The sequence below is a fragment of the Streptomyces sp. NPDC058637 genome (genome assembly GCF_042717325.1).
In the GTDB taxonomy this organism is placed as follows: Bacteria; Actinomycetota; Actinomycetes; order Streptomycetales; family Streptomycetaceae; genus Streptomyces.
The window spans coordinates 152,701-178,009 of record NZ_JBHXRD010000012.1 but is presented as its reverse complement, the minus strand read 5'-3'; the positions used below and the strand labels follow the sequence as shown (position 1 = coordinate 178,009).

The following is a 25,309-nucleotide window of genomic DNA, read 5'->3' as shown; positions in this document are numbered from 1 at the left end:
CCACATCGCTGTTGTGGTTTGGGGTTTTTGTGTTTGTTGTTTTTTTTATTTTTATCCCAGCTCCTACCCGCCCACAAAAAACACTCCGCGGGGGGGGGGGGGGGGGGGGGGCCCCCCCCCCCCCCGCCTGGAGAGCCGAAGGCTCAGGACTACTTGTTGATGAGCTCGTTGACCTTCTCGTCGGCCTTCTTGGCCGCGTCGGCCACCGAGGCACCCTTGAGGATCTCGAGGAGCATGTTCTCCAGGACCTCCTCCTTCTCGATGGAGGTCCAGCCCGGCGCGATCGGCGTGAACCAGGCGTCCGGAACCGCGTTGGCGACGGCGGCGGTCTCGGGCTTGGACTTCAGCGGCTCGAGCTGCTTCTCGTTGTTCGGGAGGATGTTCTTGGCGGTGAGCACCTCCTGCGACTTCTCGCTGGTGAAGAGCGAGATCCACTCCTCACCCAGGTCGGTGACCTTGGACTTCGCGGTCACCGCGAGGTCCGAGCCGCCGATGAAGGAGGGGAGGGCCTTGCCGTTAGGGCCGGGCATGCCGGCCGTGCCGATCTTGCCCTCGAGCTTCGGGTTGCCGTTGTTGGCGCCGTCGACGACCGAGCCGGACTCCCAGCCGTTGCCGTAGATCAGGGCCGTCTTCTCGTTGGCCATGACGTTGGCGTGGTCCTGCTCGTCCTTCGTCTGGTCGGCCTTGTTGTACTTCTTGACCAGGTTGACGAAGTGCTCGATGCCCTGCTGCGACTCGGCGGAGGAGAGGTTGCCCTTCCACTCCTTCGCGCCCTCGTCGTACTCGGCGATGGAGCCGCCGTAGCCCGCGACGTAGGACATGGCCGCGTACCAGTAACGGCCCGGCAGGTAGAGGGACGAGAAGCGCTTGTCCTTCTTGTTGTACTCGGCCGAGACCTTGTCGAGCGCGGCGAGCAGCTCGTCCTCGGTCTCCGGCAGGACGTCGCTGCCGGTGCCCTTCTTGAGCATGTCCTTGTTGTAGATCGCGACACGGGCGCCCGCGTAGTAAGGCACGCAGAACTGCTTGCCCTCGAAAGTACAGGTGTCCTTCAGACCCTTGATCCAGGTGTCCGAGTTGTCGTACTTCTTGGGGTCGATCTCGGCGAGGGCGCCGTTCAGGATGTACTGCATCGTCTCGGTGTTGCCGAGCTCGACGACGTCCGGGAACTTGTCACCACCGAGCGCGGTGTCGAGCTTCTTGGCCTTGTCCGCCCACTGCTGGTACTGGACGTTGACCTTGACCTTCGGGTACTTCTTCTTGAACTGCGCGTTGACGTCCTCGACCAGTTCCGGCCAGGTGCTCTGCGCGTCGACCATGAGCCAGACCGTCAGGCTCTCGGTACGGTCCTTCGGATCCTTCGAAGCGTTGTCGCCACCGTCCCCACCACACGCCGCGATACCGGTCATCATCGCTGCGACGCCTACTGCCGCTATGAGCTTGCGCTTCATGCCACACCCTCCTCAGGGATACCAGCAACCCCCCGCCCACCGCGGAAATGTACGACCAGTACTGCCTGTGGGGCTGGGACCTGGTCTTTAATGGTTTAGACCAGTACCGGGAGCTTGGCCTAGACCTTTAGGGGTGTCAAGGGTGTATAAGAAGTGCACTCGCGTCCGTTATAGGACCGACATCTAAGGGAGGGCGACGACCCGTGACCGGACCGTGCCACCATGTGAGCCGCGACAGAGGGAGGAGCCGGTGACGGCAGCAACGCAGCAGTCGGGAAGGCGGGCCATGGGTACCGACGGGGCCAGCAGTACGGGCGAGACCGGCACGGGTACGGGTGCGGGTACGCGCACGGCACGCGTCCCCAAGTACTACCGGCTCAAGCGCCATCTCCTCGACATGACCGACACCTTGCCACCGGGCACGCCGGTACCGCCCGAGCGGACCCTGGCCGCCGAGTTCGACACCTCGCGCACCACCGTGCGCCAGGCCCTCCAGGAGCTGGTCGTCGAGGGCCGGCTGGAGCGCATCCAGGGCAAGGGCACCTTCGTCGCCAAGCCGAAGGTCTCCCAGGCCCTGCAGCTCACCTCGTACACCGAGGACATGCGCGCCCAGGGGCTGGAGCCGACATCTCAACTGCTGGACATCGGTTACGTCACAGCGGACGACACGCTCGCCGGGCTGCTGGACATCGCGACGGGCGGACGGGTGCTGCGGATCGAGCGGCTGCGGCTCGCCAGCGGTGAACCCATGGCCATCGAGACCACGCACCTGTCGGCCAAGCGCTTTCCCGCGCTGCGTCGTTCGCTCGTGAAGTACACCTCCCTCTACACCGCGCTGGCCGAGGTCTACGACGTCCGCCTCGCGGAGGCCGAGGAGACCATCGAGACCTCGCTGGCCACCCCGCGCGAGGCGGGACTGCTCGGTACGGACGTGGGCCTGCCGATGCTCATGCTGTCCCGGCACTCGATCGACGGACACGGCGAGCCGGTGGAATGGGTGCGCTCGGTGTACCGGGGCGACCGGTACAAGTTCGTGGCCCGCCTGAAACGGCCGACCGACTGACCGTCATTTTCGACCGATCCCCTTGCATTTGCAGGGGGATCAGTCATTTCGGGCGACGCCGGACCGTTGCACGACCGCAATGCGGACGGGGGGTGACGCTGCCCGGAACTCTCGCCTAGATTTCCTGCGCATTACAACAGGTGATCAGCGAGGGGACGGAGTCGCCACATGTCAGAAGATACCGAAGCGAAACCACCGACAGTGACACCGGCGAGGGTGGTCATCGCGCTCTGTCTGATCGCACCGTTCGTGGCGATGCTCTGGGTGAGCTCGTACGCAAAGGTTGAACCGACCTTTATCGGCATCCCGTTCTTCTACTGGTACCAAATGCTCTGGGTGGTCATTTCGACCGTACTCACCATGATCGCGTACAAGCTGTGGCAGCGTGACCAGCGCGCCCGCAAGGGGGGTGCGTCAGCATGAAGGACGGCGTGAACGGCGTGGCACTCGCCGTATTCATCTTCTTCTTCCTGGCCGTCACGGTCATCGGATTCATGGCCGCGCGCTGGCGCAAGGCCGAGAACGAGGCCAGCCTCGACGAATGGGGGCTGGGCGGGCGGTCGTTCGGCACCTGGGTGACCTGGTTCCTGCTGGGCGGGGACCTCTACACGGCGTACACCTTCGTCGCGGTCCCCGCGGCGATCTACGCGGCGGGCGCGGCCGGCTTCTTCGCCGTCCCGTACACGATCCTCGTCTACCCGCTGATCTTCACCTTCCTGCCCCGGCTCTGGTCCGTATCGCACAAGCACGGGTACGTCACCACCTCGGACTTCGTCCGCGGCCGCTTCGGCTCGAAGGGGCTCTCGCTGGCGGTCGCCCTCACGGGCATCCTGGCCACGATGCCGTACATCGCGCTCCAGCTCGTCGGCATCCAGGCCGTACTGGACGTCATGGGCGTCGGCGGCGGCGAGACCACGCACTGGTTCATCAGGGACCTGCCGCTGCTGATCGCGTTCGCCGTACTCGCCGCGTACACGTATTCGTCGGGGCTGCGCGCACCCGCGCTGATCGCGTTCGTCAAGGACGGCCTGATCTATCTGGTCATCGCCGTGGCGATCATCTACATCCCGATCAAACTCGGCGGATTCGACGACATCTTCGCCAAGGCGGGCGAGGCCTTCGCACAGACGAACGAGGCGACGGGCAAGCCGCGCGGGGCTCTCGTACCCGGCGACATGGGCCACTGGGGATATGCCACGCTGGCACTGGGATCGGCGCTGGCGCTCTTCATGTATCCGCACTCGATCACGGCGACGCTCTCCAGCCGCAGCCGTGAGGTGATCCGGCGCAACACCACGATCCTGCCGCTGTATTCACTGATGCTGGGTCTGCTGGCGCTGCTCGGATTCATGGCGATCGCCGCCGGGGTGAAGGTGGACAACGGGCAGTTGGCCATTCCGCAGCTGTTCGAGAACATGTTCCCCGACTGGTTCGCCGGTGTGGCATTCGCCGCCATCGGAATCGGCGCTCTGGTGCCCGCGGCGATTATGTCGATCGCGGCGGCGAACCTCTTCACCCGCAACATCTACAAGGACTTCATCAAACCCGACGCCACCCCCGCACAGGAGACCAAGGTCTCCAAGACGGTCTCCCTCCTGGTCAAGGTCGGGGCGCTCGCCTTCGTCCTGACCATGGACAAGACGGTGGCGATCAACTTCCAGCTCCTCGGCGGGATCTGGATCCTCCAGACGATGCCGGCCCTGGTCGGCGGCCTGTTCACCCGGTGGTTCCACCGCTGGGCCCTGATCGCGGGCTGGGCGGTCGGCATGCTGTACGGCACGGTGGCCGCGTACGGTGTCGCGAGCCCCACCCAGAAGCACTTCGGCGGCTCCTCGAAGGAGATCCCCGGCATCGGGGAGATCGGCTACATCGGTCTCACCGCGTTCGTGCTGAACGTCGTCGTGGTGATCGTGCTGACCTTCGTCCTCAACGCGCTGAAGGCCCCGGCGGGCATCGACGAGACGTCCCCGTCCGACTACACGGCGGACGTGGGCGATCCCGGCGTCCAGAAGAAGCTCCCGCCGGCCACGGTGGGCGCCCCGGGCGGTCACTGACCCCTCGGAGTGATGTGTTCCGTCCCGGTGGGGTCCGCCCCGCCGGGACGGAACCGTGAGCGGGGCACCCCGCCCCGGAAAGAGTGTGCGCCGGGCTCGCCGCCCGGGGCAGACTGACGGTCATGGATGTCTCGATCAGACGGGTCCGCACCGAGGAGCACGAGGCCTTGGGCGAGATGACCGCCCAGGCGTATCTCGGCGACGGACTGCTGGACCTCGGCGCCGACGACCCCTACCTGGAACAGCTGCGTGCCGTCGGGCGGCGGGCCGCGGAGGCTCTGGTGCTGGCCGCGGTGGACGCCGACGGCGAGCTGCTGGGCGGGGTCACCTACGTCGCGCCCGGCAGCCCCTGGGCGGACATCGCGGGCCGGGACGAAGCGGAGTTCCGGATGCTGGCCGTCGCCGCGAAGGCGCGTGGGCGCGGTGCGGGCGAGGCGCTCGTACGGGCCTGCGTCGACCGGGCGCGCGCCACCGAAGGGCTGTCCGGGGTCGTCCTGTCGACCCAGTCGTCCATGGAGGCCGCCCACCGGATCTACCGCCGCCTCGGCTTCGTACGGACCCCGGAGCGGGACTGGAGCCCTGTCCCGGGCTTCACCCTCCTGACGTTCCGCCTGGCCTTCTGACCCGTCGCGACACTACATATGGGGGCTGCCGCAATCGGCGGCCCCCACATGTATGCTCATGCTCGCTGTCGCCGCAGGGGAATCCGGTGCGAATCCGGAACTGTCCCGCAACGGTGTGACCGGTGTGCTTCTGCGCACCCGGAAGTCCGAGGACCTGCCGACAGCGTGTCCGGCTCGACCGAGCCGGATGCCATACGTCCGGGCCTCGCGGAGGGCCGGTGGACGCCGTGCGCCGTGCTGCCCCCACCCGGGCACCGCCCTGCCCGGCATCACCGCTCCCGCCGGCCCCGAGCCGAGCGAGGGATAGCCCCAGTGACCATCGCGCCAGCCGATCCGGTTTCAGCGGTCGATTCAGCCGAGTCCACGCCCGACGGGCCCGGGACCGCACTGCTGCGGACCCTGACCGACCTCACCGTCGATCTGCCCGACACCGACCCCGGGCGGGTCGCCGCCGCCGCGCTGCGAGGCCGCAACGCGCGCTCCGACGAGGCCGAACTGCGCTCGCTGGCCACCGAGGCCGCCGCGGGGCTGATCTCCGAGGACCCCGCCTACTCACGGCTCGCCGCCCGGCTCCTCACCCGCTCGATCGCGGACGAGGCGGCCGGCCAGGGCGCGGTGTCCTTCTCCGCCTCGGTCGCCACCGGTCACCGCGAGGGCCTGATCGCCGACCGCACGGCCGAGTTCGTCACGCTGCACGCGGCGTCCCTCGACGCGCTGGCCGAGCGGGCCCTCGCCGACCGTGCCGACGACCGCTTCGGCTACTTCGGCCTGCGGACGCTGTACAGCCGCTACCTGCTGCGCCACCCGCTCACCCGCCAGGTCATCGAGACCCCGCAGCACTTCATGCTGCGGGTCGCCGCCGGACTCGCCGAGGACACCTCCGCGCACGCCCTGGACGAAGTGGCGGCGCTGTACGGCCTGATGAGCCGTCTCGACTACCTCCCCTCCTCCCCCACGCTCTTCAACTCCGGCACCCGGCACCCGCAGATGTCCTCCTGCTATCTGCTGGACTCCCCGCTGGACGAGCTCGACTCGATCTACGACCGTTACCACCAGGTGGCGCGCCTCTCCAAGCACGCGGGCGGCATCGGCCTCTCGTACTCCCGTATCCGCGCACGCGGTTCGCTGATCCGGGGCACCAACGGGCACTCCAACGGCATCGTGCCGTTCCTGAAGACGCTCGACGCCTCGGTCGCCGCGGTCAACCAGGGTGGCCGCCGCAAGGGCGCCGCCGCCGTCTACCTGGAGACCTGGCACGCGGACATCGAGGAGTTCCTGGAGCTGCGCGACAACACCGGTGAGGACCAGCGGCGTACGCACAACCTCAACCTGGCGCACTGGATCCCGGACGAGTTCATGCGCCGCGTGGACACGGACGGCACCTGGTCGCTGTTCTCCCCGGCCGACGTGCCGGAACTGGTCGACCTGTGGGGCGACGACTTCGACATCGCCTACCGGGCGGCCGAGGCCAAGGGCCTGGCCCGCAAGACCATGCAGGCCCGTGAGCTGTACGGCCGGATGATGCGGACCCTCGCCCAGACCGGCCAGGGCTGGATGACGTTCAAGGACGCCTCCAACCGGACCGCGAACCAGACCGCCGAGCCGGGCCGCGTCGTGCACTCCTCGAACCTGTGCACCGAGATCCTGGAAGTCACCGACGACGGCGAGACGGCCGTCTGCAACCTCGGTTCCGTCAACCTCGGCGCGTTCGTCGCCGGCGGGGAGATGGACTGGGAGCGGCTGGACGCCACCGTCCGTACCGCCGTGACCTTCCTGGACCGCGTGGTCGACATCAACTTCTACCCGACCGAGCAGGCCGGCCGGTCCAACGCCCGCTGGCGCCCGGTGGGCCTGGGCGCGATGGGTCTGCAGGACGTCTTCTTCCAGCTGCGGCTGCCCTTCGACTCGCCGGAGGCCCGCGCACTGTCCACGAGGATCTCCGAGCGGATCATGCTCGCCGCGTACGAGGCCTCCTGCGACCTCGCGGAGAAGTCCGGCCCGTTGCCCGCCTGGTCCGAGACCCGCGCCGCCCGCGGCGTGCTGCACCCCGACCACTACGACACCGAGGTCAACTGGCCGGAGCGCTGGGACGCGCTGCGCGCCCGCGTCGCGAGGACGGGGATGCGCAACTCCCTGCTGCTCGCCATCGCCCCGACCGCGACGATCGCCTCGATCGCCGGTGTGTACGAGTGCATCGAGCCGCAGGTCTCCAACCTCTTCAAGCGCGAGACCCTCAGCGGTGAGTTCCTCCAGGTCAACGCGTACCTGGTGGACGAGCTCAAGGGGCTCGGCGTGTGGGACGCGCGGACCCGTGAGGCGCTCCGCGAGGCCAGCGGCTCCGTGCAGGGCTTCGCCTGGATCCCCGAGGACGTGCGGGCGCTGTACCGCACGGCGTGGGAGATCCCCCAGCGCGGTCTGATCGACATGGCGGCGGCCCGTACGCCCTTCCTCGACCAGAGCCAGTCGCTGAACCTGTTCCTGGAGACGCCGACGATCGGCAAGCTCTCCTCGATGTACGCGTACGCCTGGAAGCAGGGGCTGAAGACGACGTACTACCTGCGCTCGCGGCCGGCGACCCGGATCGCCCGCGCGGCGTCCGGGACGACGGCGGCCGCCGCACCCGTTCCCGTACAGCAGGCTTCGGCGCCCGACGCGGACGCCCTCGCCTGCTCGCTCGAAAACCCCGAGTCCTGCGAGGCCTGCCAGTAATGAGCTCCACCACCAAGAACCTGCTCGACCCGGGCTTCGAGCTGACCCTGCGCCCCATGCGCTACCCGGACTTCTACGAGCGCTACCGGGACGCGATCAAGAACACCTGGACGGTGGAGGAGGTCGACCTCCACTCCGACGTCGCCGATCTCGCCAAGCTCTCCCCCGGCGAGCAGCACATGATCGGCCGGCTCGTGGCCTTCTTCGCCACGGGTGACTCGATCGTCTCCAACAACCTGGTGCTGACGCTCTACAAGCACATCAACTCCCCGGAGGCGCGGCTGTACCTGTCGCGCCAGCTGTTCGAGGAGGCCGTGCACGTCCAGTTCTATCTGACGCTGCTCGACACGTATCTCCCCGACCCGGATGACCGTGCGGCGGCCTTCGACGCGGTGGAGGAGATTCCCTCGATCCGCGAGAAGGCGCAGTTCTGCTTCCGGTGGATGGACTCCGTCGAGAAGATCGACCGGCTGGAGACGAAGGCCGACCGCCGCCGCTTCCTGCTGAACCTGATCTGCTTCGCGGCGTGCATCGAGGGGCTGTTCTTCTACGGCGCGTTCGCGTACGTCTACTGGTTCCGCTCGCGCGGTCTGCTGCACGGTCTGGCCACGGGTACCAACTGGGTGTTCCGTGACGAGACGATGCACATGAACTTCGCCTTCGAGGTCGTGGACACCGTCCGCAAGGAGGAGCCCGAGCTCTTCGACGACGCCCTCCAGCAGCAGGTCACCGACATGCTGAAGGAGGCCGTCGAGGCGGAGCTGCAGTTCGGCCGTGACCTGTGCGGCGAGGGCCTGCCCGGCATGAACACCGAGTCGATGCGCCAGTACCTGGAGTGCGTCGCCGACCAGCGGCTCACCCGGCTCGGCTTCCCGCCGCTCTACGGATCCGAGAACCCCTTCTCGTTCATGGAGCTGCAGGGGGTCCAGGAGCTGACGAACTTCTTCGAGCGCCGGCCGTCCGCCTACCAGGTGGCGGTCGAGGGCTCCGTCGGCTTCGACGACGACTTCTAGACCCTCGCCCGACTTCCGGCGAACGGGCGCCGCGTGGCCACGACGGGCTGCGCGGCGCCTGCCGTTTCCGGGGGCCGCGGGAGCCCGTTCCGCTCCGCCTCGCGCAACTGGCGGTCGATCCGGCGCTCCCGTGCGTGGCCGAGGAGCGAGGGCAGCAGGACCAGGGTGAGAAGCGCCGCTATGACCAGGTTGCTCAGGAATGTGTTCATGGCTCCACCGTCGTCCGCGGGGGCGGACGCCGTGCGAGGTGTTCGGGCTCGACCGGTCCGACGACGGTCTGCCGGTACACGACTTCGCCGTCGTCTCCGCCGAGGCCCGGTCCTGAAGACCCACGCCGGGTTCTCCATCAGCACGCCCCACGGGCTCGACCGGCTGGAGGAGGCGGACCCGTCGCCGTCCCGGCCGGGAGCCACTTCATGGACCGGGACTACCCCGAGGAGGCCCTGGAGGCGCCGCGCCGGGCCGTGGCACGCGGGTGCTGAGCGTCTGCTCCGGCGCGTACGTCCTCGGTGCCGGACTCCTGGACGGCCGCCGCTGCACCACCCACTGGCGGCACGCGGGCGAGCTGGCCCGGCGCTTCCCGAAGGCCGTCGTGGAGCCCGACGTGCTCTACCTGGACGAGGGGCCGGTCATCACCTCGGCGGGCACGGCGGCGGGGATCGACGCCTGCCTGCACCTGGTCCGCCAGGCACACGGCACCGCCGTCGCGAACGTCGTCGCCCGGCGCATGGTCGTGCCGCCGCACCGGGACGGCGGCCAGGCGCAGTACATCAGGCGCCCGCTGCCCCGCACCCGCTGCCACACGGTCGGGGAGACGCTCGCCTGGATGGAGCGCCACCTCGACGAGGAGATGACCGTGCAGCGGCCGGCCGCCCAGTCCCACATGTCGCCCCGGACCTTCGCGCGCCGCTTCCAGCAGGAGAGGGGCACCACGCCGTACCGCTGGCTGCTGCGGCAGCGCGTGCTGCTGGCGCAGCACCTGCTGGAGAGCTCGGACGAGACCATGGACATGATCGCGGGACGGACCGGCTTCGGGAACGCGGCGGCACTGCGCCATCAGTTCGTCCGCTCCCTGGGCACCACACCGAACGCCTACCGCCGCACCTTCCGCGGACCGGCCGCCCTGACCGGGGTGGCCTGACAGGAAGCGGCCCCGCCGAGGCGATCAGGTGATCACCCCGGCGGGGCCGGATCCGCTACGGGCGCGTGGTCAGATGCCGCACTGCGAGGCCGACCAGAAGCGGCTCGGTCCCTGGTTGACGTGGATGTGGTCGCCGTGCCCGGCGTAGCCCGGGCCGAGGATCCCGTTGAAACCGTGGTTGCGGGCCTGCTTGGCGATGGTGCACAGGGAGTGCGGTCCGGAGCCGAGGTCGACGGCGTCACCGTACAGATGGCGGCTGTTGGACGCCCCGCCGACCGCGGAGTTGCACGAGTAGGACCGGAAGCCGCTGGTGACGCGGATGGACTGGTCACCGAGCGCGTGCCGGAGTGCCTCCAGCTTCCACATGGAGCTCAGGGCGTTGGCCTTGGCCGTGCCCGCGGCGACCGCACCACCGGCCCAGGTGCTGTTGCACCTGTTCAGCTCGGGGTACGTGAAGTGGATCGGCGTGCAGTCGTCGTCCTGGAGCGCGTAGAGCTTGGACTGCGTGGCCGGGCCGGCGACGCCGTCCGCCGCGAGGCCGTAGGCCGCCTGGAAGCGCTTGACCGCGGCGGTGGTGGCGGGGCCGTACGAGCCGTCGATGGCGAGCACGGAGTTGTAGCCCGGGTAGCCGGCGACCCGGATCTGGAGCTGGGTGACGTCGTTGCCGGTGGCGCCGGGCGAAAGGGTACGGCTCCATGTGTAGCAGCCGTCTGCCTGCGCGGTACCCGCGGTGACCAGGGCTCCACCCAGAGCGAAAGCCATGGTCATGACAAGGCCGAGCAGCACATGTGCGGAACGTCTGAGCATGGGATCTCCCAATCACGGTGAGGTGTCGAAGTGAGCCTGTCGGACGAGTCGACGCGCGTCAACTACCCCTCGGGTAACACGCTTTGGCATCTTGCTGCCACTCCTGCGACAGCTCCCGCGACGGGGAAGGGCCCCGCTCCGACATGCCGGAGCGGGGCCTTCCGGGACGGATCAGGCGTTCGGGACGACCTCGTAGCGCGGCGTACCCTCCGCCATCTGGTTCAGCGCGTCCTTGCGGTCCCGCTTCGAGAGCCGGTCGATGTACAGGTAGCCGTACAGGTGGTCCGTCTCGTGCTGGAGGCAGCGCGCGAAGTAGCCGTTGCCCCGCACCTTCACCGCGTTGCCCCGCGCGTCCTGGCCGCGCACCACCGCGTAGTCGGGGCGGGCGAGTGCCGCGTATGCCGTGGGGACGGAGAGGCAGCCCTCGTTGGAGTCGTCGAGGTGGCGCTGCTCCGGCGCCAGCTCCTCCAGCACCGGGTTGCAGATCGCGCCCACGTGCCGCACCCCGTCGTCGTCCATGCAGTCGTAGACGAAGACCTTGAGGTCCACACCGATCTGGTTGGCGGCCAGGCCCACGCCCTCCGCCGTCCGCTGGCTGGCGAACATGTCGTCGATCAGCTGCCCGAGGCCGGCGCCGAACTCCGTGACGTCCTTGCACTCCTTGTGCAGGACCGGGTTGCCCACGACCGTGATCGGGCGGGAGGTGCCGCGCTCGCGGTACGCCGCCTCGCGCGCCTCACAGTCCTCGGTGTCCACGAGGAACCCCTCGTCGTCCACCCCGACCTGCTCGTCCGTCTCCTGCTGCGACATGTCCGCCGTACGCCTTCCTGCAAACCTGAAACCCGTGAGAACCGCACCGGAATCGATGCCCGTACAGCCTACGGGCACCTGTCAGCAGACTTCTTCCAGATCCCGCCACTCGCGGCTGTCCGGACTGTCCGCGACCCAGCTGTCCAACAGCCCTCGCACCAGCCCGGCGGGCGCCGCTATGCCGCACTCACGCTCCGGAACCCAGAGGTCACCGGCGGTGCGGTGGCCCAGCGGCCCCGGATGTCCCGGCTCGCTGTGATCGTGCGGGTCCAGATGCTCCCCGTCACCCTCGTCGCTCTCCATCCGGCTCTCCGAACAGGCCCGGCAGAGCAGCCGCACGGAGGACGACCAGTCCTCGGCGGCGAACCCCGCTTCGGACGCGAGCCGCTCCAGCGCGTCCCGGTCGTCCTCGGTGGCGGCCTCCAGGAGCACCACCCAGGTGGGTACGGGAGAGGGCGCCCACAGCTCGATCTCGTCGAAGACCGGGTAGGACGGCCCGGCCGCCGTGATCCGCTCGCCGTTCGGCACCCCGTCGTGCAGGACGACCTCGCCCCAGCGCCGGCCGGAGGACGGCAGCGGGATCGACAGCACCTCCAGCCGCGCCGGATCGAGCCTGCGGCCCCAGACGACCTCGGCCTCGCCCTCGGGCGACAGCCGCACCGCCGCGCTGCCGAGCTCCATCCCCGTCGGCTCGCTGTTGGACGCGGCGTTGTGCTGGCCGCTGCCCGGCACCTTCAGCCCGTACGCCTGCCAGGCCCGGCGCGCCAGCGGCCAGTCCTGCAGCGCGGTGGCCGCGATCCCGACGTTCCACCAGTCCGGCGCCCCGGACTCCCGGTCGAGCAGGGCGACCGCCCGCAGACCCGCGGCCCTCGCCTGCTCCCAGTCGTGCCGGAACTTGTGCAGCAGCGCCAGGTTGAACCAGGACTCGGAGAGCCAGGGCTCCAGGTCCGCCGCACGTGTCAACAGCGCCCCCGCGTCCTCGTACCGGCCGTCGCCGATCAGCGTGAACGCGCGGTCCGTGGCCTGCCGCCAAGAGGCGGACGGCCGATGCCGTACCTTCCCGAAGATCCTCACGATTCCCGCCTGTCCCGACTGGACACCCTCGTTTTCCGCTCTCTTCGCATCCAACCATGCCCGGTGGGACGCCCGCTCATTACCCATGGGTTACCCAGACCGGACCGAGGTAAGGCCGCCACGCGCCAGGACTCTGGCCAGCGCTTCCACCACCTGCGGCTGGTAGTCGCGTCCGGTGCCGAGCCTGAGCTGCTCCAGCGCCCCCAGAGGCCCCCCGGCGCCCTCCCCACGCAGGTCGTCGTACGCGTTGACCGCACGGACGATCCTGGCGGCGGTCGGCTGGTCCCGGTACGGATCGGCCTGCTGTTCCACCACCACGGCCACCGCGGTCTCCACCCCGGTCTGCCGGACCACCGCACCGCCGAGCAGCGCGATCCGGCGCTGCTCGGCGGCCGGGAGGCGGGCGGTCGCCCCGTCGGGCACCGGGTCCACGAGCGAGAGCTGGCCGATGTCGTGCATCAGCGCCGCGTACTCCAGGACGGACAGCTCGGGTCCGGCGAGCCCCAGCTCCCGCCCCACCGCGGTGGAGAGCTCGGCCACCCTGCGGGCGTGCCCGTGCGGGGTGTACCCGGCGATCTCCGTGGACCGGGCCAGCGAGGCGATGGTCTGCCGGTAGGTCGTGCGGACGGCGGCGTAGCGGCGGAAGGACACCTGGGTGAGCAGCAGTGGTACGCACAGCAGGGGCAGCGCCCACAGTCCGGCGACGGCGACCCCGAGCGCCATCACCGCGCCGGTCGCGCAGACGGCCGAGCCGATGCCGCTGAGTGCCCTGAGTTCGTCGCGGAGCAGCGGACCGAACGGACGGGGGGTCCCCGCCGTGAGGGCGGCGAGCACCGCGTCGCACAGAGCGGTGAGGGCCAGCAGCAGGACCAGGAAGAGGACGGAGTACAGTCCCTCACCGAACCAGCGCACCGACCGGCCCGAGTTGGAGAGCGGCTGGAAGCACACGGCGGCGAAGCCCACGGCCAGGACGCGGCGGGCCACCCGGTCGGCTCCGGGGCCGTTGCCGCGCGCCGTGTGCGGCACCGAGGCGAGCGACTGCGCCGCCACGACGACGGTGACCACCTGGAAGACGCCGTGCGAGGTGGGCTCCCCGCCACTGGGTCCGAGCAGTGCGTACGCCAGGGCGCCGGCCGCCCCGAGGGGCGCGGGCTCGCGTTCGCCGGGCAGGGAGCCCCAGCGGGCCAGTTCACCGACGGTGACGAGGACCCCGAAGGCGAGGGCGTGGCCGGGTTCGACGACACCGTTCCACAGGGTGTGCCCGAGCGCGACGACGGCGAGGATCAGTGCGGCGCCGCGCACCGCGAGCACGGGGAGCGGCGGCTCGGGACGGCACAGCGGGGTCACCGGGGGCGCCGTCCCGGCCGGTCCGTGGTTCCGGCCGCCGCGGGCGGCAGATCCCCGGCGCGGGGGCGCGGCGGCCCGGCCGGCCGCTCGTCGGAGGTGACCGTGTTGGCCTGGGCGGACCAGCCGTGCCGGTCCAGGGCGCGGGCCAGCGCCCGTACCATCTGCGGATCGAACTGGCTGCCGGCGCAGCGCCGCAGTTCCTCCACCGCCGCCGGTACCGGCCTGCCCCGCCGGTAGGAGCGGGTCGAGGTCATCGCGTCGAAGGCGTCCGCGACGGCGACGACCCGGGCGAATTCCGGGATCTGGTCCCCGGCGAGTCCGTAGGGGTATCCGCTGCCGTCGAGCCGCTCGTGGTGGTGCAGGATCGCGGCGCGCGCCTCGTCGAGGAAGCCGATGCCCCGGACGATCTCGTGCCCGTACTCCGGATGCAGCTCGATGACCCGGCGTTCCTCGGGGGTGAGCGGCCCGTCCTTGCGCAGGACCCGTGTGGGGACTCCGAGCTTGCCGACGTCGTGCAGGATGCCGGCGAACCGGAGCGCCTCCATCCGCTCCCCGTCCATGCCGATCTCACGGGCGATCAGCTCGGAGGCACGGCCCACCCGCTCGCTGTGTCCCCGGGTGTAGCCGTCCTTGATGTCGACGGCCTGGACGAGTGCCCTGATGGTGGCCCGGTGCGCGGCGTGCTCACGGTGGTACTGGGCGAACACCCAGCAGGAGATGTACATCGGGAGCAGGACGACCAGCGCGGACACCGGCCCGTACGAGCTGCGCCAGAGGATCGCCATCATCAGCCCGGCGAGCGCGTGCACCAGGTGCGGGCCCACGGAACGCGCGAGCAGCCCCCGCCAGGCGTGCCGGACGGCGACGCGCTCGGCCGTGGCGAGGATGCCGCCGTCCAGGACCGCCAGGACGACGCTGAAGACGAGCGCCGTGGCGCAGGCGGGGAGCAGGGCGTACGGCAGGTCGGGGAGGACCCCGCCGTCGGCACCGCCGAGCGTCGCGGGACCCCCCAGGGACGCGTACGTCCAGGAGGCCGCGCCCACGGTCAGGGCGAGCTGCGCCGCCCGCCAGACACGGCGGGCCGTCGCGGGCGGCTGCTCGACCCGGCCGGCCAGCGAGCCGGGGACCGACACCAGGACGGCGGCGGCCGGCGGCAGCAGGAAGGCGGCGGCCAGCAGGAGGGGGAAGAACGATCCGGCACTGACCGGTACGGAGCCGCCGAAGAGAGGGCAGCGGCCCGGAAGTTCACAGGCCAGGTACAGCGCGGCGAGCAGTCCGAGCGTGCCCCAGGGCGTGGCGGCCCCGGGGGACAGCGCGGGCCGGGCGCAGACGACGGCGCAGACCACCGCGCACAGGATGTAGCCACGCGCCGCCCCCGGTGTGGTCCTCACCCGTACCGCCCGCCCCCAGCCTGGTCAATGAGGCGCCAGGCTAGCGAGTTGGGGGTGGGGAAGGGCCCAGATGGGCCGGATTAGCACATTCGGGTGACACGACCGGGGGTGCGGCGGCCGACGAAGAGGTGAACGGCGGCCTTCACTCGGCGGTGGCGGCCTTCACCGGGCGGTGGCGGCCTTCACTCGGCGGTGGCGGCCGGCCGGTCGACGCCGCCCAGGGCGACGTCCTGCTCGGGAACGGCCTGCCCCGAACGGATCAGATCGATCCGTCCCATCACCTTGGAGCGCAGATCGGTCGGGACGTCGTCCTGGCCGCAGCAGCGCTTCACCAGCTTCTTCACGGCCTGCTCCAGGCCGTACTTCTCCAGACACGGCGAGCACTCCTCGAAATGCACCTCGAACTTGGTGCAGTCGCCCTCGGGCATCTCATGGTCGAGAAACTCGTAGAGATGATCGAGAACCTCTGAGCAATCCGTCTCGTGCGGCTCTCCGCAGCTCATGAGGTCGAGCCTTTCCTGTCGTCCGACTCACCGGCTCCGGCCGGGACGAGCCCGCGCTCGCGCGCGTAGTCCTCGAGCATGCCGCGCAGTTGGCGGCGTCCCCGGTGCAGGCGGGACATCACCGTACCGATGGGTGTCCCCATGATGTCCGCGATCTCCTTGTACGCAAAGCCCTCCACATCGGCGAGATACACGGCGATGCGGAACTCTTCGGGGATCGACTGCAGTGCGGACTTCACGTCGGAGTCCGGCAGGTGGTCGAGGGCCTGGGACTCCGCGGAACGCAGACCCGTGGACATGTGCGACTCGGCACGTGCCAGCTGCCAGTCCTCGATCTCCTCGGCGGCACTCCGCTGAGGTTCGCGCTGCTTCTTGCGGTACGAGTTGATGAAGGTGTTCGTGAGGATGCGGTACATCCACGCCTTGAGGTTCGTGCCCTCACGGAACTGGTGGAAGGATCCGTACGCCTTGGCGTACGTCTCCTGGACCAGGTCCTCGGCATCGGCGGGGTTGCGCGTCATGCGCAGCGCCGCCGAGTACATCTGGTCGAGAAATCCGAGGGCGTCCCGCTCGAAACGCGCGTTGCGCTCGGCAGTCGTCTCCTCGGCACGGCCGTCGTCGGTCCCTGTGTCGGTCCCAGTGACCGGACCCACCTCCTCCAACGATGTGGCGGAGCCGAAACCGGACCCGCTCGCATCGGAGAATAGTCGACCTTGCTTCTTCGCGGGCTGTCGATCCGGTCCGCTCAGAGCCCGCCCGGGAGTGGTCTTGCCCGCGTGCAGCACAGTCCACTCCAGGTCACTGGTGTTCGAGCGCTGCGGGCAGATGGTCGAACCCATGCGACGGACTCCCTCTCCACGTACGACGTTGTTGTACCGACGTCCCGAACAACAGCCGCCCCGCACGCCGCATTCCCCGGGCCTCGGCGCGGTCCCGGGGCACGTGTCGCACATCACCCCCGCGGGAGCCGGTCCAGCCATTCGGCCACCGTCACGGTGAGCAGGTCCATCGCCTGATCCTGGGTCAGCGGCGCCTTCTTCGGTACGGCGAAGCCGTGGTCGCCGTACGGCACCTCGACGAGCTCGTGCCCGCCCGCGGGGAACTCCTCCGGGCGCCCGAACGGGTCACGACCGCCCTGCACCACGAGGGTGGGCACGCCCGCGCCGAGCAGTTCGTCCTCGCGTGACTTCTCCGGCCTGCCCGGGGGGTGGAGCGGGAAGCTCAGCGCCAGCACCGCGCGGGCGCCCAGGCCGGCCGCGGTGCGGCAGGCCACCCGGGCCCCCGCACTGCGCCCCCCGGCCACCACGGGCAGGCCGGGGGCGGCCAGGGCCGGCCACAGTCCGCGCCAGCCGGTGTCCAGGGTCCTGGGCGCCGGTGCGACCTTCTTCCCCGCCACCCGCCACGGCTGCTCCACCAGGGCGACGGTCACCCGGTGGCCGGGCAGCGCCGCGGCGAGGGCCTGGAGGTCCCGGGCCTCGATGCCGCCGCCCGCCCCGTGGCTGACGGCGAGCACCAGCCCGGCGTCCTTCGCGGGATGCCAGGTGATCCTGGCCACTCCGGCGTCCGTCTCGACGGTCCCGGTCCTCTGCGCTGTCCCTGTACGGCTCACGAGCCCATCCTGCCGGGTCAGAACAGCGTGCTCACCTCAGGCGCGGCGAGCTCCTCCAGCAGTTCCGGGCCGTTGTTGCGGACGTTGCTGACGGCGGTGGGCACCGGATAGGCGCGCATCAGCCCGCCGGGCGGCGGTTCCAGCAGTGCCTTCAGCTCCCCGATGTCGGTGCGCGCCGGGTCGAGCCAGTCGTCCCAGCGGTCCGGGGTCAGCATCAGGGGCATCCGGGGATGGATGTCGGCGAGGGCGGCCGGGCCCTCGGCGGGGGCGACGGCGAGCGGGGACGTCTCCGCCCCGGTGGTGATCACCGAGCAGGTCACCCACCAGGCCTGCGGGTGGTCGTCGGGCAGGGTCCGGTCACGCCAGAACTCGTACAGCCCGGCCATCGCGAAGACCGAACCGTCGGCGGGCGTCACGAAGTACGGCTGCTTGCGGGGCCGCTTCTTCTTCCCCTTCTCCTCCAACTGGCGCTCGTCGGCCCCGGTGACCCACTCGTAGTAGCCGTCGGCGGGCAGGATGCAGCGCCGGGACACGAAGGGGCGCCGGAAGGAGGGCTTCTCGTGCACCGTCTCGGCACGGGCGTTGATCATGCGGGCGCCGCCCTCGGGCGTTTTCGACCAGGACGGCACGAGGCCCCATTTCAGGGCACGCAACTGGCGAACCGGACTCTGGTCGTCCGCGTCTTTCACAGGACGCTCCAGAACCGCGTAGACCTCTTTGGTCGGCGCCACGTTCCAGTCGGGCTCCAGGGTCTCGGTGGGTTCCCACTTCTGCACCCCGAAGAGCCCGGTCAGATCCTCCGGCCGCCGACTCGCTGCATACCGTCCGCACATAAGTGCCAGACTGCCACGACCCTCACGCCGAGTGGACACCAATCCCTCAAGTACCTCAAGGAGCCGCCCGCACCATGGACAGCACCGATCTGGGCGATCTGTGGGATCGCGTCTTCGGGACCCAGCCCGCGCCCGAGCAGTGGCTGGTGGTCGTGACGGCCACCGTGGCGCTGATCACCGTCGTACCGAACGTCATATGGCGGCTCTCCCGCAACGCGATCACCATCGCGCACGAGGGCGGCCACGGACTGGTCGCCCTGCTCACCGGCCGGCAGCTGTCCGGTATCCGGCTGCACTCGGACACCAGCGGTCTGACCGTCAGCCGCGGCAAGCCGACCGGTGTCGGCATGATCCTCACGGCTGCGGCCGGCTACACGGCGCCGCCCCTGCTCGGCCTCGGCGGCGCCTGGCTGCTGACCAACGGCCGGATCACGCTCCTGCTGTGGCTGGCGACGGCGCTGCTCGCCGTGATGCTGGTGATGATCCGCAATCTGTACGGGGCGCTGACGGTCATCCTCACCGGCGCGGCCTTCCTGCTGATCTCCTGGCTGACCTCGGCCCAGGTGCAGTCGGCGTTCGCCTACACGGTGGTGTGGTTCCTGCTGCTGGGCGGGGTCCGTCCGGCGTTCGAGCTGCAGTCCAAGCGGCGGTTCGGCGGGGCGCCCGACTCGGACGCCGACCAGCTCGCCCGGCTGACGCAGGCGCCGGCCGCGCTCTGGCTGTTCCTCTTCCATTCGGTTTCGCTCTGCGCACTGATCGGCGGCGGACGCTGGCTGCTCGGGCTGTGACGGCCCACAGCCCACTACCACCCTTGTATTACGCCCTGGTTTCCGCCTATTTGTTCAGGATCCGGGATTGCGCTGAGCCACTAAAGTGAGGGGCATGACCGAAAGCTCCGTGCACCCCGCCCTCTGGCCCGCTCCCCGTGCGACCGGAGCCGTCGACGCGACCGTCACCGTGCCCGGATCGAAGTCGGTCACCAACCGCGCCCTCGTCCTGGCCTCCCTGTCCTCAGAGCCGGGCTGGCTGCGCCGTCCGCTGCGCTCCCGGGACACCCTGCTGATGGCCCAGGCGCTGCGCGCGATGGGCGTCGGGATCGAGGAGGGCGTCGGTCCGGACGGCTCGGGCGAGGCATGGCGGGTCATCCCGGCCGGCCTGCACGGCCCGGCGACGGTCGACGTCGGAAACGCGGGAACGGTCATGCGCTTCCTGCCGCCCGTGGCCTGCCTCGCGGACGGATCCGTCCACTTCGACGGGGACCCCCGCTCCTACGAGCGCCCCCTGAACGGTGTGATCGACGCGCTCCGGGCCCTCGGCGCCAGGATCGACGACGACGGACGCGGCTCGCTGCCCCTGACGGTGCACGGGGCTGGCGCGCTGGACGGCGGCGCGGTGGCGATCGACGCCTCCTCGTCCTCCCAGTTCGTCTCCGCGCTGCTGCTGTCCGCGCCCCGCTTCAACCAGGGTGTGGAGGTACGCCACACCGGTTCCGCCCTCCCCTCCATGCCGCACATCCGGATGACCGTCGACATGCTGCGCGCGGTCGGCGCCCAGGTCGACGAACCGGAGACGGGCGGCGAGCCCGACGTCTGGCGGGTGTCCCCCTCCGCCCTGCTCGGCCGTGACCTGACCGTCGAGCCCGATCTCTCCAACGCCCAGCCCTTCCTGGCGGCCGCTCTGGTCACCGGGGGCCGTGTCACCGTCCCCGACTGGCCGCTGCGGACCACCCAGCCGGGTGACGCGCTGCGCGAGATCTTCACCGCAATGGGTGGCACCTGCGAGCTGACCGAGCGGGGTCTCACCTTCCGGGGCTCGGGCAGCATCCACGGCATCGACGTCGACCTGGGCGAGGTCGGTGAGCTGACCCCGGGCATCGCGGCCCTCGCCGCGCTCGCCGACTCCCCGTCGACGCTGAGCGGCGTCGCGCATCTGCGGCTGCACGAGACGGACCGGCTGGCCGCGCTCACCAGGGAGATCAACGCCCTCGGCGGTGACGTGACCGAGACGGCCGACGGGCTGCGGATCAACCCGCGTCCGCTGCGCGGCGGCACCTTCCACACGTACGACGACCACCGGATGGCGACGGCGGGCGCGATCATCGGCCTGGCGGTGGCCGGGGTGGAGATCGAGAACGTCGGTACGACCGCCAAGACCCTCCCGGACTTCCCGGAGATGTGGACGGGCATGCTCGGGGCCCCTCCGGAGACGGCCGGGGCCGCGCCCGGAGCACTCGGGGCCTCCTCCCCGGGAAGGCACGGGGCCTGAGGACATGCGCCGTTACGGGAAGAACCCCGACGAGGACGACATCCGCGTCCGCCCCAACCGCAAGGGCAACCGGCCTCGTACGCACATCCGCCCCAAGCACGAGGACGCCCAGGACGGCATGGTCCTCACGGTCGACCGCGGCCGGCTCACCTGCCTCGTCGAGGGCCGCACCGTGATGGCGATGAAGGCCCGCGAGCTGGGCCGCAAGGCGGCCGTGGTGGGCGACCGGGTCTCCATCGTCGGCGACCTCTCCGGCGACAAGGACACGCTGGCCCGCATCGTGCGGATCGGTGAACGCCGGTCGGTGCTGCGCCGCACCGCGGACGACGACGATCCGTACGAGCGGGTGGTCGTCGCCAACGCCGACCAGCTGGCCATCGTCACGGCGCTCGCCGATCCCGAGCCACGGCCGCGCATGATCGACCGCTGTCTGGTGGCGGCGTACGACGGCGGGCTCACCCCGCTCCTCGTCCTCACCAAATCCGACCTGGCCTCCCCGGACGCGCTGCTGGAGGCGTACACCCCGCTGGGTGTCCCCTTCATCGTCACCAGCCGCGAGGAGCTGGAGAACGGCGACGCCGCGGACCGGGTGCGGGAGCTGCTCAACGACCGCGTGACCGCCTTCGTCGGGCACTCCGGGGTCGGGAAGACGACGCTGGTCAACGCGCTGGTACCGAAGGACAGACGGCGGACGACCGGAGTGGTCAACGCCGTCACGGGACGCGGCAGGCACACAACGACGTCCGCGCTCGCACTGCCGCTGCCGGACGGCCGCGGCTGGGTGGTCGACACCCCGGGCGTACGGTCCTTCGGGCTGCACCATGTCGATCCGTCCCGGGTCATCAACGCGTTCCCCGATCTGCAGCCGGGCGCGGAGAACTGTCCGCGGGGCTGCACCCACGACAGCCAGCAGACGGAGTGCGCCCTGGACGCCTGGGTGGCGGAGGGGCACGCGGACCCGGCGCGGCTCGACTCGCTGCGGCGGCTGCTCGCGACGCGGGAGCGGCGCGAGGGGGACTGACGGCAGGACTGCCCGACTCGCGCACGTTTGCGAGCTCTCACGACTGGTAAGGGCATAATCGCGTCAAGCGAGACGAAGCAGTCACCTATGCGGGAGGCACCTGACGATGGCGTGGTTGCTGGTCGTGGTCGCCGGGCTGCTGGAGACCGGCTTCGCCGTGTGTCTGAAGCTCTCGCACGGATTCACCCGGCTGTGGCCGACGATCGCGTTCTGCGTGTTCGCCCTCGGGAGCTTCGGGCTGCTGACACTGGCACTCAAGAAGCTCGATGTCGGCCCCGCGTACGCGGTGTGGACCGGCATCGGCGCGGCGGGGACCGCGATCTACGGGATGATCTTCCTCGACGACGTGGTCTCCACCCTCAAACTGGTGTCCATCTCGCTGGTGATCGTCGGCGTGATCGGTCTGCAGCTGTCCGGCTCCTCGCACTGACACCGTTCGTGCTCCGCGGAGCGCCCCGGCACGAGGCGCCCCAGGGCCTTCCGGAGCAGCGGGACCGCGTCCGAACCCATGGGTGACGGGGCGGTGACCGGTGGCACCATCGCGTACGAGAGGGCGAGCCGGAGCGCGATCTCGCAGGCCACCTCCAGGTCCGCGGCCTCCTGCGGGCGCCCGCGCGCCAGGGCGGCCACCGCCCGGTCCCGGACCGCCACGAGCAGTTCCGCGGGCGTCGGCGGTGCGGCGTCGGCAGGGCGCCGGGCGGTGACGGCCGACGGCGGCCCCGGTACTCCCGGCCCTGGTCTCCCCTCTCGCGGTTCCCTCGGTCGCGGTAGGCGGTCCTCCCAGACGCCGGTGAGCAGCGCTTTGACCAGTACGTTCGACCGGGCCGCGCGGATCGTCCAGAGGGCGAGCTCCGTCGGGCCGTCCCCCAGGCCGCCGCGCGCGTCCAACGCCTGCGCGGCGCCGGCCAGATAGCTGTCGGCGGCCCGCCGGAGCAGGGCGCGGGCGAGACCGTCCTTGCTGCCGAACTCGTTGTAGAGGGTCTGCCGGGACGCCCCGGCGGCCACCGCCACGTCGACCATCCGCACCGCGGTCCACGGCCGGGCGGAGAGCGCCGAGAGCGCGGCGTCCAGCAGGGCTTCTCGCGCCGTGGGCATCGTCGCCTCCCGCGCCGGGGATCTGCGGTTCAGACTTGACGCGCCGCCGGGTGATGTCAAGGGTGCGCGCACCGGCCGGACGGCCCGGTACGGCGCCCCGCCCGGCGCGGGTCCGTGTAGCCCGGACGGGTGCCTGTGGATACTGTGACGGCATGCCCGACTACCACGATGATCTGCGCCTTGCCCACGTGCTGGCGGACGCCGCCGACGCGGCGACGATGGACCGGTTCAAGGCCCTGGACCTGAAGGTCGAGACCAAGCCGGACATGACCCCGGTGAGCGAGGCGGACAAACACGCCGAGGAGCTGATCCGCGGGCACCTGCACCGGGCACGGCCGCGTGACGCGATCCTGGGCGAGGAGTACGGGATCGAGGGAACGGGTCCGCGGCGCTGGGTCATCGACCCGATCGACGGCACCAAGAACTACGTGCGCGGTGTACCCGTCTGGGCGACGTTGATCTCGCTGATGGAAGCGGGCGAGGACGGCTTCCAGCCGGTGGTCGGCGTCGTGTCCGCCCCGGCGCTTAGCCGCCGCTGGTGGGCGGCGAAGGGCGCGGGCGCTTACTCCGGCCGCAGCCTCACCTCCGCGACCCGGCTGCAGGTGTCGAAGGTCGAGCGGATCGCGGACTCCTCGCTCGCGTACTCCTCGCTGACCGGCTGGGAGGAGCAGGGCCGGCTCGACGGCTTCATGGACCTGACGCGGGCCTGCTGGCGCACCCGCGGATACGGGGACTTCTGGCCGTACATGATGGTCGCCGAAGGATCGGTGGACATCTGCGCGGAGCCGGAGCTCTCCCTGTGGGACATGGCGGCGAACGCGATCATCGTCCAGGAGGCGGGCGGGCTCTTCACCAGCCTGGACGGTGTCTCCGGCCCCGGCGGCGGCAACGCGGCGGCCTCCAACGGACTGCTGCACCACGAGCTGCTCGGCTATCTCAACCAGAGGTACTAGGAAGCCCGCCCCTCCCACCCCTTGTCCAGTTCCCCCTCGGGTGCAACTCTGAGAGTCCCCCCACTTGTGAACTTGTGAATCGACTCACGAGGGTCGCGTCACGGATCACTCTCCGAAGGAGGTGGCTCCCTTCATGCTCGTCCGAGACGCCATGAGCACACTGGTCCTCACCATCGGCCCGGCCCACACGCTCCGGGAGGCGGCCCGGCTGATGTCGGCCCGCCGCATCGGAGCGGCCGTCGTCCACGATCCGGACACCTGCGGACTCGGGATCATCACCGAACGCGACATCCTCGACGCGGTCGGCTCCGGTCAGGACCCCGATACCGAGACCGCGTCCGCCCACACCACCACGGACGTCGTCTTCGCCTCTCCCGCCTGGACACTCGAGGAGGCAGCGGAAGCCATGACGCACGGCGGCTTCCGGCATCTGATCGTGCTGGACGACAACGGCCCCGTGGGAATCGTCTCGGTGCGCGACATCATCCGGTGCTGGGCTCCGACCAGGCGGCGCCCCGCCGCGCTGCCGCTCTGAGCACGCTGGTGTGGGCCTCGTAGTGGGCGTCGTCGTGGATGTCGCGGTGGTGGTGGACGTCGTGATGGATGTCGTCCAAGTCCGGCAGTCATCCGGAATCGCACCCGATCGGGGCCCGGTTTCCGCGCTGTTAGGCTGGATCCATGAGTGACCTCCTGGAACGACTGCGCGGACGCGGCTGGCGCATGACGGCGCAACGGCGCGTCGTGGCCGAGGTCCTCGACGGTGACCACGTGCACCTGACGGCCGACGAGGTCCACGCGAAGGCTGTCGACAGGCTGCCGGAGATCTCCCGCGCCACCGTGTACAACACACTGGGCGAGATGGTGTCCCTCGGCGAGATCATCGAGGTCACCACCGACCGCCGGGCCAAGCGGTACGACCCGAACGCGCATCGCCCCCATCATCATCTGGTGTGCGCACGGTGCGGCGCGATCCGGGACGTACACCCTTCGGGTGATCCGCTGGCCGACCTTCCGGCCGATGAGCGCTTCGGATTCACCGTCTCGGGCGTCGAAGTCACCTACCGCGGCATCTGCCCGAACTGCGCAGCCACGGCCTGAGTGCCGCACCCCGCATCAATCGGCCCCGGCGGACACCGCCGGGGCCGACGCGTTTCGCCGTTCGTGTCCGTCCGCCTGTCCGCGGACACATCTCCGTTTACCTGCTCGCGGACATGACAGTGGCCCGGATCCTTGGAAGGATCCGGGCCACTGTCTTTCAGTAGCGGGGACAGGATTTGAACCTGCGACCTCTGGGTTATGAGCCCAGCGAGCTACCGAGCTGCTCCACCCCGCGTCGTTGTGAGTGCAACACTACGGGACCCCGCCGACCAGCGCAAATTCATTCCCCGGACACCTGAGCCCCCAGGAGCTCACGCCCTGGGGGGTCCCTGGGGGGTCCGTTTCTCACGCGGTGAGCTCCTGGTGCAGAGCCTCCAGCAGCCGCGCCGCCCGCTCGGCCACCTCGGCCGGCCCCAGCTCGACCGCGCGGGCACACCAGCGCTGCCCCTCCG

At 70.3% G+C, this 25,309-nt stretch carries 25 protein-coding genes, 1 tRNA gene, 1 pseudogene and 1 riboswitch; of the genes and pseudogenes, 14 read left to right on the top strand and 13 right to left on the bottom strand.

Annotated features, from left to right (window positions below; translation table 11 throughout):
• Positions 1 to 149 precede the first annotated feature (149 nt).
• Positions 150 to 1,448 carry a sugar ABC transporter substrate-binding protein gene (locus ACFWVP_RS15085; protein WP_384496768.1) on the bottom strand — a complete coding sequence of 433 codons (1,299 nt, stop codon included), beginning with the start codon at positions 1,446 to 1,448 and terminating at the stop codon, positions 150 to 152.
• Between the two features lie 286 nt (positions 1,449 to 1,734).
• Between ACFWVP_RS15085 and ACFWVP_RS15080 the strand changes: the two genes are divergently transcribed.
• From ACFWVP_RS15080 to ACFWVP_RS15055, 6 genes are all read left to right on the top strand, one after another.
• Positions 1,735 to 2,511 (top strand): GntR family transcriptional regulator, encoded by a 777-nt coding sequence (locus tag ACFWVP_RS15080; protein ID WP_384496856.1) that lies wholly within the window; start codon positions 1,735 to 1,737, stop codon positions 2,509 to 2,511.
• A gap of 168 nt (positions 2,512 to 2,679) precedes the next feature.
• Positions 2,680 to 2,934: a DUF3311 domain-containing protein gene (locus ACFWVP_RS15075; protein WP_384496767.1), complete on the top strand. Its 255-nt coding sequence runs from the start codon at positions 2,680 to 2,682 to the stop codon at positions 2,932 to 2,934.
• Complete coding sequence (gene mctP / locus ACFWVP_RS15070; protein WP_384496765.1) at positions 2,931 to 4,565, top strand: monocarboxylate uptake permease MctP; 1,635 nt, start codon at positions 2,931 to 2,933, stop codon at positions 4,563 to 4,565. Before ACFWVP_RS15075 ends, mctP begins: the two co-directional genes overlap by 4 nt.
• A gap of 122 nt (positions 4,566 to 4,687) precedes the next feature.
• A complete protein-coding gene (locus ACFWVP_RS15065; RefSeq protein ID WP_384496763.1) occupies positions 4,688 to 5,188 on the top strand; it encodes a GNAT family N-acetyltransferase in 501 nt (166 codons plus the stop codon).
• An 18-nt stretch (positions 5,189 to 5,206) separates the two neighbouring features.
• Positions 5,207 to 5,365: riboswitch (cobalamin riboswitch) on the top strand.
• Between the two features lie 135 nt (positions 5,366 to 5,500).
• The gene (locus ACFWVP_RS15060) at positions 5,501 to 7,897 is read left to right on the top strand and encodes a ribonucleoside-diphosphate reductase subunit alpha (RefSeq protein WP_384496761.1); all 2,397 of its coding nucleotides are present in this window, start codon (positions 5,501 to 5,503) and stop codon (positions 7,895 to 7,897) included.
• The gene (locus ACFWVP_RS15055; RefSeq protein ID WP_384496759.1) at positions 7,897 to 8,910 is read left to right on the top strand and encodes a ribonucleotide-diphosphate reductase subunit beta; all 1,014 of its coding nucleotides are present in this window, start codon (positions 7,897 to 7,899) and stop codon (positions 8,908 to 8,910) included. Before ACFWVP_RS15060 ends, ACFWVP_RS15055 begins: the two co-directional genes overlap by 1 nt.
• On the opposite strand, the gene ACFWVP_RS15050 is transcribed toward ACFWVP_RS15055, so the two are convergent.
• Positions 8,907 to 9,119 carry a hypothetical protein gene (locus ACFWVP_RS15050; protein WP_384496757.1) on the bottom strand — a complete coding sequence of 71 codons (213 nt, stop codon included), beginning with the start codon at positions 9,117 to 9,119 and terminating at the stop codon, positions 8,907 to 8,909. The genes ACFWVP_RS15055 and ACFWVP_RS15050 overlap by 4 nt on opposite strands.
• Positions 9,120 to 9,151: 32 nt before the next feature.
• On the opposite strand from ACFWVP_RS15050, the pseudogene ACFWVP_RS15045 reads away from it, so the two are divergent.
• A pseudogene (locus tag ACFWVP_RS15045) lies at positions 9,152 to 10,051 on the top strand (helix-turn-helix domain-containing protein); the annotation flags it as partial.
• Positions 10,052 to 10,120: 69 nt separating this feature from the next.
• On the opposite strand, the gene ACFWVP_RS15040 reads toward ACFWVP_RS15045, so the two are convergent.
• The 9 genes from ACFWVP_RS15040 to ACFWVP_RS15000 all read right to left on the bottom strand — a co-directional run bounded on the left by ACFWVP_RS15040 (position 10,121) and on the right by ACFWVP_RS15000 (position 18,425).
• Positions 10,121 to 10,858 carry a D-Ala-D-Ala carboxypeptidase family metallohydrolase gene (locus ACFWVP_RS15040; RefSeq protein WP_384496756.1) on the bottom strand — a complete coding sequence of 246 codons (738 nt, stop codon included), beginning with the start codon at positions 10,856 to 10,858 and terminating at the stop codon, positions 10,121 to 10,123.
• Between the two features lie 171 nt (positions 10,859 to 11,029).
• Positions 11,030 to 11,668, bottom strand: coding sequence for a peptide deformylase (gene def / locus ACFWVP_RS15035; RefSeq protein ID WP_384496754.1), 639 nt, complete (start codon positions 11,666 to 11,668; stop codon positions 11,030 to 11,032).
• Between the two features lie 81 nt (positions 11,669 to 11,749).
• Positions 11,750 to 12,742, bottom strand: a complete 993-nt coding sequence (locus tag ACFWVP_RS15030) for a tetratricopeptide repeat protein (RefSeq protein WP_384496752.1) — start codon at positions 12,740 to 12,742, stop codon at positions 11,750 to 11,752.
• A gap of 90 nt (positions 12,743 to 12,832) precedes the next feature.
• Positions 12,833 to 14,089, bottom strand: a complete 1,257-nt coding sequence (locus ACFWVP_RS15025) for an HD-GYP domain-containing protein (protein WP_384496750.1) — start codon at positions 14,087 to 14,089, stop codon at positions 12,833 to 12,835.
• Positions 14,086 to 15,480, bottom strand: coding sequence for an HD-GYP domain-containing protein (locus tag ACFWVP_RS15020; RefSeq protein ID WP_384496749.1), 1,395 nt, complete (start codon positions 15,478 to 15,480; stop codon positions 14,086 to 14,088). Before ACFWVP_RS15020 ends, ACFWVP_RS15025 begins: the two co-directional genes overlap by 4 nt.
• 182 nt (positions 15,481 to 15,662) lie before the next feature.
• On the bottom strand, positions 15,663 to 15,983 hold the full coding sequence (gene rsrA, locus ACFWVP_RS15015) for a mycothiol system anti-sigma-R factor (protein WP_384496747.1): 321 nt from the start codon (positions 15,981 to 15,983) through the stop codon (positions 15,663 to 15,665).
• Positions 15,980 to 16,636, bottom strand: coding sequence for a sigma-70 family RNA polymerase sigma factor (locus ACFWVP_RS15010; RefSeq protein ID WP_329215066.1), 657 nt, complete (start codon positions 16,634 to 16,636; stop codon positions 15,980 to 15,982). The genes rsrA and ACFWVP_RS15010 overlap by 4 nt, the downstream gene beginning before the upstream one ends.
• A gap of 299 nt (positions 16,637 to 16,935) precedes the next feature.
• Entirely contained in the window at positions 16,936 to 17,592 is a 657-nt protein-coding gene (locus tag ACFWVP_RS15005) for an alpha/beta family hydrolase (protein ID WP_384496745.1), read from the bottom strand.
• Between the two features lie 17 nt (positions 17,593 to 17,609).
• The gene (locus tag ACFWVP_RS15000; protein WP_384496743.1) at positions 17,610 to 18,425 is read right to left on the bottom strand and encodes an SOS response-associated peptidase; all 816 of its coding nucleotides are present in this window, start codon (positions 18,423 to 18,425) and stop codon (positions 17,610 to 17,612) included.
• 74 nt (positions 18,426 to 18,499) lie between these two features.
• On the opposite strand from ACFWVP_RS15000, the gene ACFWVP_RS14995 reads away from it, so the two are divergent.
• The 4 genes from ACFWVP_RS14995 (at position 18,500) to ACFWVP_RS14980 (ending at position 22,141) form a co-directional block, all read left to right on the top strand.
• The gene (locus tag ACFWVP_RS14995) at positions 18,500 to 19,213 is read left to right on the top strand and encodes a M50 family metallopeptidase (protein WP_384496742.1); all 714 of its coding nucleotides are present in this window, start codon (positions 18,500 to 18,502) and stop codon (positions 19,211 to 19,213) included.
• Positions 19,214 to 19,307: 94 nt separating this feature from the next.
• The gene (gene aroA / locus ACFWVP_RS14990) at positions 19,308 to 20,690 is read left to right on the top strand and encodes a 3-phosphoshikimate 1-carboxyvinyltransferase (protein WP_384496740.1); all 1,383 of its coding nucleotides are present in this window, start codon (positions 19,308 to 19,310) and stop codon (positions 20,688 to 20,690) included.
• Positions 20,691 to 20,694: 4 nt separating this feature from the next.
• On the top strand, positions 20,695 to 21,711 hold the full coding sequence (rsgA, locus tag ACFWVP_RS14985; protein WP_384496739.1) for a ribosome small subunit-dependent GTPase A: 1,017 nt from the start codon (positions 20,695 to 20,697) through the stop codon (positions 21,709 to 21,711).
• Positions 21,712 to 21,817: 106 nt separating this feature from the next.
• Positions 21,818 to 22,141 (top strand): DMT family transporter, encoded by a 324-nt coding sequence (locus tag ACFWVP_RS14980; protein ID WP_384496737.1) that lies wholly within the window; start codon positions 21,818 to 21,820, stop codon positions 22,139 to 22,141.
• Here the strand turns inward: ACFWVP_RS14980 and ACFWVP_RS14975 are convergent.
• Entirely contained in the window at positions 22,033 to 22,806 is a 774-nt protein-coding gene (locus ACFWVP_RS14975) for a TetR family transcriptional regulator (RefSeq protein WP_384496736.1), read from the bottom strand. The two genes, ACFWVP_RS14980 and ACFWVP_RS14975, sit on opposite strands and share 109 nt — an antisense overlap.
• Before the next feature lie 152 nt (positions 22,807 to 22,958).
• Between ACFWVP_RS14975 and hisN the strand changes: the two genes are divergently transcribed.
• From hisN to ACFWVP_RS14960, 3 genes are all read left to right on the top strand, one after another.
• On the top strand, positions 22,959 to 23,759 hold the full coding sequence (gene hisN / locus ACFWVP_RS14970; protein WP_384496734.1) for a histidinol-phosphatase: 801 nt from the start codon (positions 22,959 to 22,961) through the stop codon (positions 23,757 to 23,759).
• Positions 23,760 to 23,892: 133 nt separating this feature from the next.
• Positions 23,893 to 24,294: a cyclic nucleotide-binding/CBS domain-containing protein gene (locus ACFWVP_RS14965; RefSeq protein ID WP_384496732.1), complete on the top strand. Its 402-nt coding sequence runs from the start codon at positions 23,893 to 23,895 to the stop codon at positions 24,292 to 24,294.
• A gap of 143 nt (positions 24,295 to 24,437) precedes the next feature.
• Positions 24,438 to 24,857: a Fur family transcriptional regulator gene (locus ACFWVP_RS14960; protein ID WP_384496731.1), complete on the top strand. Its 420-nt coding sequence runs from the start codon at positions 24,438 to 24,440 to the stop codon at positions 24,855 to 24,857.
• A gap of 161 nt (positions 24,858 to 25,018) precedes the next feature.
• Here ACFWVP_RS14960 and ACFWVP_RS14955 read toward each other — a convergent pair.
• A tRNA-Met gene (locus ACFWVP_RS14955) sits at positions 25,019 to 25,092 on the bottom strand.
• Positions 25,093 to 25,309 lie beyond the last annotated feature (217 nt).

What these genes read in the sequence shown, in the direction of transcription:
- ACFWVP_RS15085 (WP_384496768.1), bottom strand. Translation starts at nt 1,448, where the DNA reads ATGAAGCGCAAGCTCATAGCGGCAGTAGGCGTCGCAGCGATGATGACC.
- ACFWVP_RS15080 (WP_384496856.1), top strand. Translation starts at nt 1,735, where the DNA reads ATGGGTACCGACGGGGCCAGCAGTACGGGCGAGACCGGCACGGGTACG.
- ACFWVP_RS15075 (WP_384496767.1), top strand. Translation starts at nt 2,680, where the DNA reads ATGTCAGAAGATACCGAAGCGAAACCACCGACAGTGACACCGGCGAGG.
- mctP (WP_384496765.1), top strand. Translation starts at nt 2,931, where the DNA reads ATGAAGGACGGCGTGAACGGCGTGGCACTCGCCGTATTCATCTTCTTC.
- ACFWVP_RS15065 (WP_384496763.1), top strand. Translation starts at nt 4,688, where the DNA reads ATGGATGTCTCGATCAGACGGGTCCGCACCGAGGAGCACGAGGCCTTG.
- ACFWVP_RS15055 (WP_384496759.1), top strand. Translation starts at nt 7,897, where the DNA reads ATGAGCTCCACCACCAAGAACCTGCTCGACCCGGGCTTCGAGCTGACC.
- ACFWVP_RS15050 (WP_384496757.1), bottom strand. Translation starts at nt 9,119, where the DNA reads ATGAACACATTCCTGAGCAACCTGGTCATAGCGGCGCTTCTCACCCTG.
- ACFWVP_RS15040 (WP_384496756.1), bottom strand. Translation starts at nt 10,858, where the DNA reads ATGCTCAGACGTTCCGCACATGTGCTGCTCGGCCTTGTCATGACCATG.
- def (WP_384496754.1), bottom strand. Translation starts at nt 11,668, where the DNA reads ATGTCGCAGCAGGAGACGGACGAGCAGGTCGGGGTGGACGACGAGGGG.
- rsrA (WP_384496747.1), bottom strand. Translation starts at nt 15,983, where the DNA reads ATGAGCTGCGGAGAGCCGCACGAGACGGATTGCTCAGAGGTTCTCGAT.
- ACFWVP_RS15000 (WP_384496743.1), bottom strand. Translation starts at nt 18,425, where the DNA reads ATGTGCGGACGGTATGCAGCGAGTCGGCGGCCGGAGGATCTGACCGGG.
- ACFWVP_RS14995 (WP_384496742.1), top strand. Translation starts at nt 18,500, where the DNA reads ATGGACAGCACCGATCTGGGCGATCTGTGGGATCGCGTCTTCGGGACC.
- aroA (WP_384496740.1), top strand. Translation starts at nt 19,308, where the DNA reads ATGACCGAAAGCTCCGTGCACCCCGCCCTCTGGCCCGCTCCCCGTGCG.
- rsgA (WP_384496739.1), top strand. Translation starts at nt 20,695, where the DNA reads ATGCGCCGTTACGGGAAGAACCCCGACGAGGACGACATCCGCGTCCGC.
- ACFWVP_RS14980 (WP_384496737.1), top strand. Translation starts at nt 21,818, where the DNA reads ATGGCGTGGTTGCTGGTCGTGGTCGCCGGGCTGCTGGAGACCGGCTTC.
- ACFWVP_RS14975 (WP_384496736.1), bottom strand. Translation starts at nt 22,806, where the DNA reads ATGCCCACGGCGCGAGAAGCCCTGCTGGACGCCGCGCTCTCGGCGCTC.
- hisN (WP_384496734.1), top strand. Translation starts at nt 22,959, where the DNA reads ATGCCCGACTACCACGATGATCTGCGCCTTGCCCACGTGCTGGCGGAC.
- ACFWVP_RS14965 (WP_384496732.1), top strand. Translation starts at nt 23,893, where the DNA reads ATGCTCGTCCGAGACGCCATGAGCACACTGGTCCTCACCATCGGCCCG.
- ACFWVP_RS14960 (WP_384496731.1), top strand. Translation starts at nt 24,438, where the DNA reads ATGAGTGACCTCCTGGAACGACTGCGCGGACGCGGCTGGCGCATGACG.